The following is a 12485-nucleotide window of genomic DNA, read 5'->3' as shown; positions in this document are numbered from 1 at the left end:
GTTTTTTTTAATTAAAATGTCTGATTATTTACAAATTAATACAGCAAAAATAGCTCAAGAAATCATTGACGGTGAAGTTATTATCATTAATCTTGATGAAGGTTATTATTATAGTCTTTTAAATATTGGTACAGAAATTTGGCAAAATATTGAAAAAGGATTTTCCCAATATGAAATTATCCAAGAAATATTAAATCGTTATGATGGAATTGCCGAAGAAATAAAAGAAGGTGTTGAAGGTTTAATTGATGAGTTAATAGAGGAAGAAATTATTTTATCTGTATCTCATTCTTTCTCTGAGAAAAGAGAATTTTCTGCGGTGAATATTAATATTCAAAAAGCGGAAACAAAACTTAAATTTGAAAAGCCAAGATTACAAAAATATACAGATATGCAAGATTTATTGACATTAGATCCTATTCATGATGTTGATGAAACTGGTTGGCCTAATCCTAAGCAAATATAAATTTTTATAATTTAAAATGCTTCATCCAGAACGAATAAATGATCCTTTAACTTTTTTTGATAATTTTTTTCAGCACTATCAAAAAGCTGAAGCTAATTCAGGTAATTCTATTAGCTTTTTTTACTGTATAGGGAATTTTAAAATTAAGCTCATTTTTGCTGGAATTAAACTTATTCCTTATATAACTCGTGCTTTAAATCACTTGACTGCTGAACCTTTTATTAATGCTGATTTGACAATTTTTTTGTGGGATAGTTTTTCAACAAATATCATGATGCCCCCACCTCCTTGGCAAATAGAAGATTATGAAAAAGAAGGGTTAATAAAAGGGTTTAATAATGAGCGATTTAATACTATTTTTAGATCTACTTCTATTGGGCTTTCAATGATAGATAAAGAGCGTAATTTAGCCATTTATTGGGTTAAAGATCCCAATACTATTCCCTATGGGGAAATAGCTGCACCTTTACGTTATATATTTCATTTTTGGATGGGAAAAAATCAAATACAATTATGTCATGCTGGAGCGGTAGGAAACGAAAATGGAGGTGTATTATTAGTAGGAAAAGGAGGCTCAGGAAAATCAACTACTGCTTTGGCTTGTTTGGAATCTGAATTATTTTATGTTAGTGATGATTATTGTTTAGTTCAATCAAAGCCAATTCCTAAAGTTTTTAGTATTTATAGTACAGGTAAAAAAAATGCTGATGATATAAAAAGATTACCTTTTCTAAAAAATATGATTAGTAATCAAGAAAATCTTGATCGAGAAAAAGCGTTATATTTTTTGTATGAACATTTCCCTAATAAAATTTTGAGTAATTTACCTTTAAAAGCTATCTTAATACCTAAAATTACGGGTAAAAAAGAGACTACTTTAACACTAGCTTCTTCCATGGCAGGATTAACGGCTTTAGCACCTAGTAGTTTATTTTTAGTACCTAACAACAGACAAGAAAGTTTAAAAAGGATGGGTGAATTGGTCAAAAAAATACCTTGTTATTATCTTAATTTAGGTACGAATGTTAAGCAAATTTCAAAAATAATTAGCAGTATTCAATAATGATTAATGAGCAATTTTTTATCAGTGTTATTATTCCTGTTTATAACGGAGAAAGATTTTTAGCTGAAGCAATTAAAAGCATTATTAAACAAAATTATCAACCCTTAGAAATTATTGTTATTGATGATGGATCAACTGATAAAACAGTAAATATTGCCTCTCGATTTAAAGATATTACTAAATATATTTATCAAGAAAATAGTGGAGTTTCCAGAGCTAGAAATACGGGGATAAAAATGGCAAAAGGGGATTTAATTACTTTTCTTGATGCTGATGATTTATTCCCAAGTAATAGTTTAGAAAAGTATGTAGATTTTATCAAAAATAATATTGATGTTGATATTATTCAGGGTTATACTCAAGATCAATCTTTATGTCAAATAGAAGATGATAGATTGTTATTTGAATCTGAAAGAAAACCTCATATTTTTTTTAATGTTGGTAGTGCTATTTGGAAAAGATCGGTATTTGAAAAAATTGGTTTGTTTAATGAATCAATGAATTATGGAGAAGATGTTGATTTATGGGTAAAAGTTAATGAAAATCGTATAAAAAAAGTAATTATTGAGCGAATAACTTTATTTTATCGGCAATATAAAAGTTCTATAAATTATGAAACAGCACGGGGGAATATGATCTTAATGAAAGTTATGAAAAAATATCTTGATCGTTGCCGACAGAAATTATAAAACAATGAATATTAGTGTGATTATTGTTGTTAGAAATGGTGAAAAATATCTTTCGGAAGCTATTAATAGTGTTTTAAATCAAACTTATCAACCTCAAGAAATTATAGTTATTGATGGAAAATCTAGCGATAAAACTCCTGATATTGCTAAATCTTATCAAAATGTGAGATATATTCTTCAAAAAAGTAAAGGTTTAGCGAATGCCAGAAATACGGGTATTGATAACGCTAGGGGAGATTTAATCGCTTTTCTTGATCATGATGATCGATGGTGCGAGAATAAATTAAGTCTTCAACTGAATGAGTTTATTAATGATCCTCAAATTGAATATAGTTACGGGCAAGTAGAATTATTTTTAGAATCGGGACATGAATTGAGGAGAGGATTTCCCGAAAAATTATTAAAGGAAGTACAACAAGGGCGTACTCCGGGTACTCTAATAATGAAAAAATCATTATGGGAAAGAATCGGTAAATTTAATCCAGAGTTTACCATTGGTTGTGATACGGAATGGTTTACGAGGGTAAAAGATTATCATATTCCCCATAGTTTTATTCCTCAAACTTTGCTGTATAAACGTATTCACCATACAAATCTTTCTCACAATGTTGAGTTAAATAGACAAGAATTATTAACAATTGTTAAGCAATCTCTTGATCGTCAACGTCTTTTTAAATTTCTATAAAGATAAAGATAATGAATACTAATAATATTAGCCTATATTTATTCAACATTTATAAGAAAAGAAATTAAAATAAAAGGAATAAAATAGAAAATTTATAGTGATTTTTCGATAATTTTAAATGCAATAAAATGATTAAGTGAAATCTACTTTTTTCCAAAAACAATTAGAAGATTTAACGTTTTTATTTCTTTAGAAACATTGAACACTCTTATCATCGTCAAGGTGTGAGAGCTATTTTTTTATCTAATCTATATTATGAATGCGTTGATGCCTCTTCAGATCTTTTTTTTTAAATTTTGTAAAATATCTTCAAATAAAAGATCAACTTTTAAAAGGCAATATATCAAAAAAAATTGATATTTATAATCTAATCATCCATAAAAATAATCAGTTACAATTCGTGTAATATTGTTTAAAATATACTTAATCTTTTTTAGATAAAAAAGTAAATTTTAACTTCTCAATTAAAACTTAAAGCAGAAATATATACTTACGAGGAATAAAAAAATGACCACGACGATTAGACTAGATAATAATGATAATATTAGAGATTTTAGCTCTTTAACTGACGATCTAATTATATTAGGACTACTTGGTAATGATTCTTTAATTGGTGGCACGGGGAATGATCGCATAGATGGTAGCGGTGATAACGATACCCTAAATGGTGGTGTGGGTAATGATACCCTGAATGGTGGTGCAGGGAATGATTTATTACAGGCAAATGGTAATGATCGTCTTGATGGTAATACGGATAACGATAATTTAAGTGCCACTGGTAATAATAATACCCTTATTGGTGGTAGTGGTAACGATACTTTAAGTGCCACTGGTAATAATAATATCCTTAATGGTGATAGCGATAACGATACTTTAAGTGTCACTGGTGATAATAATACCCTTAATGGTGGTAGTGGTAACGATATTTTAAGTGCCACTGGTAATAATAATATCCTTATCGGTGGTAGTGGTAATGATAGCCTTGATGGTGGCAGTAGTAATGATACTTTGATAGGAGATACTGGAAACGATACCCTTAATGGTGGTAGTGGTAATGATAGCCTTGATGGTGGTAGTGGTAATGATACTTTGATAGGAGATACTGGAAACGATACCCTTAATGGTGGTAGTGGTAATGATAGCCTTGATGGTGGTAGTGGTAATGATACTTTGATAGGAGATACTGGAAACGATACCCTTAATGGTGGTAGTGATAACGATAGCCTTGATGGTAGTAGTGGTAATGATAGCCTTAATGGTGGTAGTGGAAACGATACTCTTAATGGTGGTGTCGGTATTGATACCCTAATAGGTGGTGCAGACAATGACTTTTATTTCGTTGATAATATAGGGGATGTTGTCACAGAAGCCTTTAATGAGGGAATAGATACAGTATCTTCTACTATCAGCTATACTATCTCTGAGAACGTAGAAAATCTCATCTTAAGTGGTACAACAAATCTCAACGGTACTGGTAATGATGGAGATAACACCATAACAGGTAATACAGGTAACAATATTCTTATTGGTGGTATTGGCAACGATAACATTTTTGCTGGTCAAGGCAATGATACTATTAATGGTGGTGACGGCAATGACACTATAACTGGAAATCAAGGCAATGATACTATTAATGGTGGTGACGGTAATGATACTATTTTTGGTGGTCAAGGTGATGACACCATCAATGGTGGTATTGGCACTGATAGTCTAAGTGGTGACTTAGGTAGTGATACTTATATTATTGACGATAATATAAGTATCGTGGTTGAAAGTACTGCTGGGATTTCTGGGGGTATTGATACGGTTATTTCTAGTGTTAACTATACTCTTACCACTAACGTAGAAAATTTAGTATTAACTGGTAATACTGGTCTTGGTGGTACAGGTAACACAGGAGACAATCAGGTTACAGGTAATAGTGCAAACAACACATTGACTGGTGATGCAGGTGCAGATACTCTGATTGGTGGTGCTGGTAATGATGCTCTTATCGGTGGTATCGGGAATGATCTTCTTATTGGCGGTGCGGGTGCAGATAATTTAACTGGTGGTGATAATGTAGATCGTTTTGACTATAAAAATTTAAGAGATTCTCTTTTAGCTAACCCTGACACTATTACTAATTTTAATGCAGATGAAGACTTAATACGTGTTTTAAGACTTCCGGGAGCATTCAATAATTTAACGAGTACTCCTGTTACTGCTTTGACTCAATCAGCCATACAAGCCGTATTAACTTCGGGTATTTTTGTCGCTAATTCTGCAGCTACATTTACCGATGGTACGAATACTTATTTAGCTATTAATAATACTTCAGCCGGGTTCTCTGCTAGTACTGATGCAATTATTAATATTACTGGTTTTACTGGTACATTAGCTACTAATGACTTTACCAATATTTAGTAGTGATTTTTATGTAGGAATGTAGGATTTTTTTTTATTTTAACAACGGATTATCCCTCTCTATACATTATTTCAGTAAATAGTGAGGGATTTTTTTTGAGGGTAAATTACCAAATTTGAATTATTAACACTCTTAGGAAAAAAACATCTACAATAAGACACTGTGACTAAATAAGCTAATCTAAAAAAAGCCGATTTCCTGTAAGCCATGACACAAGAAACTAATCAAACATTAACAAATCCTATTTATTTCGTTTCCCCTAGTGGCAAAATTCATGCCGAAACTTGTCGTCATTGTCAACCTCAAAAAGAAGGATGGCAACGATTAGAGTCTTTTACTCGTGGGATTGATCAAGGTTATCAGACTTGTCGTCTTTGTTGTCCTTCTGATGTCAAAAAACAAGTTCTATCATCAAATTCTGTGGCTAGTTTATCACAGAAGCTTAATCCTGAAGAAAACACTTCCACAGTAACTGCGTCACAAAATCAGCCTTTAGAAGTTTTAATGATAGAAAATTCTACTGATAGTGAAACACCGGATACAGAAACTAAAATTACTTCTGTCGAAAAAGATTCTTCTAATCAGGATAAAACTGAAGCTAATAATCAAAAAACTCCTAAAAATAAATCTATAGATAAAGATAAAAAAGAGAAAAATCAACTTAATAGTAGTGACAAACAAGAGAAAAAAACTTCTAAAAAATCACAACCAGAAATAGAAAAAAAACGTTATAAAATTTTAGCAGGAAATGGTTGTCACCAAGCAATAGCAGAAGTTCAAGGCATCTTAATTCCACCTAGTGAACCAGATCAAAATTTCCTCTTAATCTTACCAGATGGATTTCAAATAGAGGCTACTTTTAAAACTCCAAGATTACATTGGATTGCTCGAAACCAAGAAACAATGTTAGGATCTCATTGGTTTAGAGGTTATCCAAAAATGAAGGATAATAAATTAATTAGTTTGCAAATTATTGCATGGGATAAAGGTATGCCTACTAATCCTAGAGGCTTTGAAACTTGGGAGTTTACGGGAGTATGGACAGCCCAAAAAAATATCACCGTACAACGATCAATGATGATAGAAGATGTGCGTCAAATTGCTAAGGAAACAGGGTTTATTAAGAAGTTTAAATATACTTTTATTAATAGTTTTGATTGGGTAAAAAATAAAAAATTATGGATGGGATATGTTTATAAAATTTTATGCCAAAGAAGAGGGGACACTTTAGAAATAAAAAAAGTAATACCCTATGCTTGTCCTAGATATAAGCCAGATCCCAAAGGTTTTGTTAAAAAAGATGATGCCAAAAATAATTATAGAAAAAATGATATAAAGAGTAAATATAATAAAGGAGAAAAAAAAGAATTTAAACCAAATTAAAATAAACTAAATAATCAGGATAATTAATAAAAAAAGTAAACTCAAAAGTAATGAAATTAAACTCATACCATTCTTTAATTGTGAATTATTCATTGTTGATTAATTATGGCTTCTTTTAAAGATTTAATTAAATATTATGATGACTATAAATTAACAGTTTTTTTAAGCATAGGTGCGGCAGGTTTATTTGAATTGATTGATCTTATTGTTCCTTATTTAATTGGACAAATACTTAATATTATATCAGGACAAAAAATAGATAATTTTTTACAAATAGCTGTTATAAATATTGCTGATATTGTTAACATTAATAGTAACTATAAAACTTTATCTTTAGTTGTTCTAGTAGCAATTATTTTTCTTATTACTGTTGTGAGAGCTCCTATTCAACCGTGGATTGGTTCATGGTTTCATTGGGAAATTACTCTAAAAACTCGTCGAGATTATTCTCAAAAAGTAATTGAAAAAATACTGAGTTTACCCCTTAGCTTTTATGATGAAAATAACCCCGGAAGAATTGCGGGTAGAGTCGCCAGAGGTATTGCAAATCATACATGGACATACCCAGAAATAGCTGGGCAATTATTACCTAAACTAATTAGGGTTTTAGGAATATTTTTCGTTATATTATTACTAGAAAAAAAGATTGCTATTGGCTTTATTTTTTCCTTTACCGCTATCTTAATTTTTACTTTAATACATCTAAAGAAATTAATTAAACAGGAGGAATTGTTAGATAAACATCAAGAAAATACAGAAAGCAGAACCTCAGAAATTATTACAAATATAAAAACTGTCAAGGCTTTTGCTACAGAATCTCAAGAATTAGTTAGACAAAAAAAACGATTAAATAGAGAATATAAAGTCGTCATCCATCGCATTCATTTAGGTTATGTAAAATTAGCCACATGGTCAAGAACAATTGTACAATTATCCTTATTTTTAATCTTTTTATCTATTTTAATTCCTACGGTAAAACAACAAGTTTCTATCGGTCATTTTATCACTATTTATACTGTAGCAAGTATGGCTTATGCGGAAATTGAACCCATTAGCACACTATCCGAAGTTTTTGCTCGTCGCTATGCTTCTATGATTCGTTTTCATGAATTTATGAATTTACCTTTAGGGGAAGATGCGTCAGTTTTAAACCCTCAAAATATCATCGAAAATAATTATAAATTTAACGGTAAAATACAACTCAAAAATCTCTCTTTTGGTTATCATGATAATCGTTTAGTTATTGATAAGATTAACATTCTAATTAATCCTTATGAAACAGTTGCTTTAGTGGGTAGATCTGGGTCAGGAAAATCTACATTAGTTAAACTTTTATATCGTTATTTTGAACCTTTAAATGGAGAAATTTTGTTAGATGGAATTAATATTAAAAACTTTGATATTTCTGGTTATCGTCGCCGTTTAGCTATTGTGCATCAGGAAGTTGATATGTTTAATGGTACTGTTTTCGATAATTTAATTTATGGCAATCCTCATGTCAATTTAAAAGAAGTTAAACAGGCTTGTGCGATCGCTAGAGTTGATGAATTTATCCAAGATTTACCCGAAAAATATCATACTGTTGTTGGTGAAAGGGGAGTTAGACTTTCTGGTGGGCAAAAACAAAGACTGGGTATTGCTAGAGCGTTAATCATGAATCCTGACATATTAATTTTTGATGAAGCTACTTCTAGCCTTGATTATGAGTCAGAAAGAGAAATTCAATTGGCAATGCGATCGATTTTCGGCACTCGTACTACCATTATTATCGCCCATCGTTTAAGCACTGTTAGAGAAGCAGATAAAATTGTAGTATTAGATCAAGGAAAAATTGCAGAAGTTGGCAACCATGAAGAGTTATTGGCAAGACAAGGAATTTATCACAGGTTACACTCTTTACAAGAAAGTGGAGATTTGTATTAAAACCTAAATTCGACATAGAAAAATAATGAAGACAAGACAGGTGGATAAGTAGAATAGTGATCAAGTAGACTGGAAGAAAAATTACCAATATTTGTGCATTTTTAAGGGAGTTTTATTTATTCACAAAAAATACAATCCACCTATCTGGTTGCTAACGAAAGTCAGTCATTATCGATTTTTATATCAAACTCGGATAAGTAGATCGGTAAAATTAACTTTGTATTTCATTCGTACGAAATCTGTGATAAAAATAGATCTAAACCTATTACTTATATACAATTAATTTTGCCTGAGTATCTATTAACGGAGAGGGAGGGATTTGAACCCTCGAAGGTTTTGACACCTTAACAATTTTCGAGACTGCCGCATTCAACCACTCTGCCACCTCTCCTCTAGCTATCTATTATAGTTGTCTGTGACTGTTTCAGCAAATAAGTCGATAAGTTCTTAAGGTTGATTGGGAAGTTGTGAAGGCGGTACAAGTCCATTATTATTTTGTGTGGGAGTTGGTTTTGGTTCTTGATTAGGATCTTTAATGGTGCTAGGATTGGGGATCATAAATAAAGCGATCGCAGCTAAAGCTAAACTAAAAAATCCCATAACTGCTGGAGTTGACTGTTCAATTAAAGAAATATCTCCCTGACGATGACGAGGTGACAGAGGTTGAGGGTTATCTTGGAGTTGGGGTAAAGTATAGTCATCAACAGAAAGTTGGTCGATAGTTTCCAACAAATCAAAAAACTGTACAGTACTTAGTTCAATTTGTAACTGATTATTCGTATCGTCTTTTTTTTCTTGCCATACTAAAAGATGACGGTTTTTATCAGGTATTTTACTAATTGAAATATAATTAGTATCATCAGTATATTCCCAACTATGATTTAAACCACTCAATAACTCTTGGGCATAGGCACTAACCGCTTTAATTAAATGTTCCATAAAAACTAAGCCGCCACTCAGAATAACCGGATGACCAATTATTTGACATTGAGCTTGACTTAACACCGACAAAATAGGTTGATTTTCATGGCTATTATTCTGATCAGTAAAACCCTGCAAAGATAAAATACAGTTGGGAGAAAGATATTGACGCTCGATAGAATCACTCATATAAATTTAAAATAATCAATAATAATCATTAATTGTTAATTGTTAATTATTTACAGATCAGCAAAACCTCTTTTTTTCTTAATTTTTTTAGGTTTTTTAGCAGGGGGCTCATTTCTAAAACCGGGGCGATTACCGCCAAATAATCCACCCATACCAGGCATTCCACCCATGCCGGGCATTCCGGGTAAACCACCACCCATGCTCATTTGTTGCATCATGGTACGCATCCGAGTAAAATCACTGACTAAACGAGAAACATCTTTTTCTTCATGCCCTGAGCCTTTTGCGACTCTACGACGACGATTAGGTGATTGGGATAATAATTGAGGATTTTCTCTTTCTTCCTTCGTCATGGAGTTAATCATGGCTTCAGTACGTTTTAATTGAACTTCTCCTTGCTCTAACGCTCCTGCACCAAGTTTATTCATCCCCGGAATTAATTTCATAACTCCAGCAAAAGAACCCATATTTTTAAGAAGACGCATTTGTTTGATAAAATCATTAAAATCAAACTTAGCTTCCATCATTTTCTTCTGCATTTTCTCAACATCGGCAATATCTAACTCTTCTTGGGCTTTTTCTACCAGAGTTACAATATCTCCCATATTCAGAATACGAGAAGCCATACGTTCAGGATAAAATGGTTCTAAGGCTTCTACTTTTTCCCCCACGCCAATAAATTTAATCGGTTGTCCTGAAATTGTCCGTACGGATAACGCTGCACCACCACGACTATCCCCGTCCATTTTCGTCAGAATAGCTCCCGTAATACCGATTTCTTCATGGAAAGTACGAGTAACATTAGCCGCTTCTTGCCCTGTCATGGAGTCCACTACTAATAAAATTTCATCAGGTTGAACTACTTCCTTGATTTGAGCTAACTCCGCCATCATATCCTGATCTATTTGTAATCGACCAGCAGTGTCAACAATTACGGTATCAATACCATTTTCTTTTGCATAAGCAATACCTTGACGGGCAATTTCAACGGGGTTAGTATCTTTGCCTAGCTGAAAAACAGGAATTTGGATTTGATTACCTAATGTAATTAACTGATCGATCGCTGCTGGACGATAAACGTCTGTTGCTACCATCAAACAACTACGTTTTTGTTTTTGTAAAAATAAGCCTAATTTAGCGGTAGCCGTAGTTTTACCAGCACCTTGTAAACCTGCCATTAAAATAACGGTGGGTGAAGTCTGAGCATTAGCCAAAGGTACATTACTTTCCCCCATGACTTTGACTAATTCGTCATAGACAATTTTAATAAACTGTTGTTGAGGGTTAACTCCAGAAATAACCTCTGCACCTAAAGCATTTTTTTCAACTTCGGCAACAAAACTTTTAACTACCTGAAAATTAACATCAGCTTCTAGTAAAGCCCGTCTAACTTCTTGTAAGGCATCTTGAATATTTGATTGACTGATTTTACCTTGACCACGTAACTTTTTCCATGTATCTTCTAAACGTTCCGCTAAAGCATCAAACATAATCAACTAATTTATAAAAATTCTAAAAATAATAATTTATTCTTTATAAGTCTATAATTCTAAAGGATCGTATCAATAAATAAACAAACAAACAAAAGGAAATTGAAAAATAGACCAAATTATTTCCCAATTTTCTTTCAATATTTTTTATAACCTTGACTTAAAAGTGTAATTTTTGTAGCAATAAATCTATATCAAAGTGTTCTTCTATTAAATTCTGTACACATTCGACTTTGATAGTTTCGTGTAATCTTACTGTTCCAAATGCTTGATCAACTATTTCGACAGTGGTGAGAGTATCAAAATCTACCGTGAGGATTGGAATTTCTAAATCTTCAGCACGGGCTAAAATCAATTGTTGTGGAGGAGTATGACCAGTTAAAATTAAACAGTTTGTAGAGCTTTCTAATGCCGCTAATTGTAAATCTGTGCGATCGCTTCCTGTTACCACAGCCATATTTTGTCGCTGACGAAAATATTCAAGGGCAGAATTAACATTCATTGCACCAACGGTAAGGCTTTCTACCATTAAATCTAAACGATCTTCACGACATAAAACCTTTGCTTTAAGTTGAGAAACTAATTCCCTGACACTAACACTTTGTAAAAGTCTATCGGTGGGCAACATTCCCAAAATATCGATATTCCTTGATTTAAAAAAAGGTTTAATGGTGTTTTCTAAAATGTCGAATTGTTCATGGGGAATACTATTAATTAAAACCCCTATAAGACGATCTCCAAAAACATCTTTGGCGGCTAAAATTTGGTCAATAATCAACAAAGGTTCATACTTTACCACCAATAACACGGAAGCATTAATTTTTTCTGCTACTTCTGGGGCACTAAGATGAAATAAATTTCCTTGAGTTAAATTTCCTGCCCCTTCTAAAAGAGTTAAATCAGCATCAATAGAATTACAGTATTCAATTAATTGATCTTGATAGTTACTTTCTTTACCCAAATGTTCGATGATGGTTTTTTCATCTAGTAATAATAAGGGTGATTTTAGTTGAGATTCTGGTAATTTTAAGATTTGACTGATAAATTGTAAATCTTGCTCATCTCCAAGGTTATCTAATGGATTAAAACAAGTGCCAATGGGCTTACCATAACCTAATTTAATGCCTTTATTTTGTAATTGATGAGCGATACCAAGAATAGTCGCCGATTTACCGGTATATGGCTCACTAGAAGCGATTAATAAATATTTACTTGACATAATAATTACCGAATATAATACGAATAGTTAATAAATAATGGAAATTTTAA

General features: G+C 32.1%; 10 protein-coding genes and 1 tRNA gene. 7 read left to right on the top strand and 4 right to left on the bottom strand.

The genetic code is table 11. The features are described 5' to 3' along the window. Nucleotides 1-16 precede the first annotated feature (16 nt). From GM3708_RS16950 to GM3708_RS16920, 7 genes are all read left to right on the top strand, one after another. Nucleotides 17-466, top strand: a complete 450-nt coding sequence (locus tag GM3708_RS16950) for a PqqD family protein (RefSeq protein WP_066349263.1) — start codon at nucleotides 17-19, stop codon at nucleotides 464-466. A 16-nt stretch (nucleotides 467-482) separates the two neighbouring features. After that, nucleotides 483-1529, top strand: coding sequence for a hypothetical protein (locus GM3708_RS16945; RefSeq protein ID WP_066349262.1), 1047 nt, complete (start codon nucleotides 483-485; stop codon nucleotides 1527-1529). Beyond that, nucleotides 1529-2218 carry a glycosyltransferase gene (locus tag GM3708_RS16940; RefSeq protein ID WP_066349261.1) on the top strand — a complete coding sequence of 230 codons (690 nt, stop codon included), beginning with the start codon at nucleotides 1529-1531 and terminating at the stop codon, nucleotides 2216-2218. The genes GM3708_RS16945 and GM3708_RS16940 overlap by 1 nt, the downstream gene beginning before the upstream one ends. A gap of 4 nt (nucleotides 2219-2222) precedes the next feature. After that, nucleotides 2223-2903 (top strand): glycosyltransferase, encoded by a 681-nt coding sequence (locus tag GM3708_RS16935; protein WP_066349259.1) that lies wholly within the window; start codon nucleotides 2223-2225, stop codon nucleotides 2901-2903. A gap of 507 nt (nucleotides 2904-3410) precedes the next feature. Then, the gene (locus GM3708_RS19705) at nucleotides 3411-5309 is read left to right on the top strand and encodes a calcium-binding protein (protein WP_066349258.1); all 1899 of its coding nucleotides are present in this window, start codon (nucleotides 3411-3413) and stop codon (nucleotides 5307-5309) included. 208 nt (nucleotides 5310-5517) lie between these two features. Then, nucleotides 5518-6693: a hypothetical protein gene (locus GM3708_RS16925; RefSeq protein ID WP_066349257.1), complete on the top strand. Its 1176-nt coding sequence runs from the start codon at nucleotides 5518-5520 to the stop codon at nucleotides 6691-6693. A 105-nt stretch (nucleotides 6694-6798) separates the two neighbouring features. Then, nucleotides 6799-8616: an ABC transporter ATP-binding protein gene (locus GM3708_RS16920; protein WP_066349256.1), complete on the top strand. Its 1818-nt coding sequence runs from the start codon at nucleotides 6799-6801 to the stop codon at nucleotides 8614-8616. A gap of 304 nt (nucleotides 8617-8920) precedes the next feature. Here GM3708_RS16920 and GM3708_RS16915 read toward each other — a convergent pair. From GM3708_RS16915 to GM3708_RS16900, 4 genes are all read right to left on the bottom strand, one after another. Further along, nucleotides 8921-9007, bottom strand: a tRNA-Ser gene (locus GM3708_RS16915). A 56-nt stretch (nucleotides 9008-9063) separates the two neighbouring features. After that, the gene (locus tag GM3708_RS16910; RefSeq protein ID WP_066349254.1) at nucleotides 9064-9726 is read right to left on the bottom strand and encodes a DUF4335 domain-containing protein; all 663 of its coding nucleotides are present in this window, start codon (nucleotides 9724-9726) and stop codon (nucleotides 9064-9066) included. A gap of 50 nt (nucleotides 9727-9776) precedes the next feature. Next, nucleotides 9777-11216: a signal recognition particle protein gene (ffh, locus tag GM3708_RS16905; RefSeq protein WP_066349253.1), complete on the bottom strand. Its 1440-nt coding sequence runs from the start codon at nucleotides 11214-11216 to the stop codon at nucleotides 9777-9779. Nucleotides 11217-11376: 160 nt separating this feature from the next. Beyond that, nucleotides 11377-12435: a phosphotransacetylase family protein gene (locus GM3708_RS16900; protein WP_066349252.1), complete on the bottom strand. Its 1059-nt coding sequence runs from the start codon at nucleotides 12433-12435 to the stop codon at nucleotides 11377-11379. Nucleotides 12436-12485 lie beyond the last annotated feature (50 nt).

This window comes from Geminocystis sp. NIES-3708, from assembly GCF_001548095.1.
Classification (GTDB): domain Bacteria; phylum Cyanobacteriota; class Cyanobacteriia; order Cyanobacteriales; family Cyanobacteriaceae; genus Geminocystis.
This window is presented reverse-complemented; position numbering and strand designations above follow the sequence as displayed.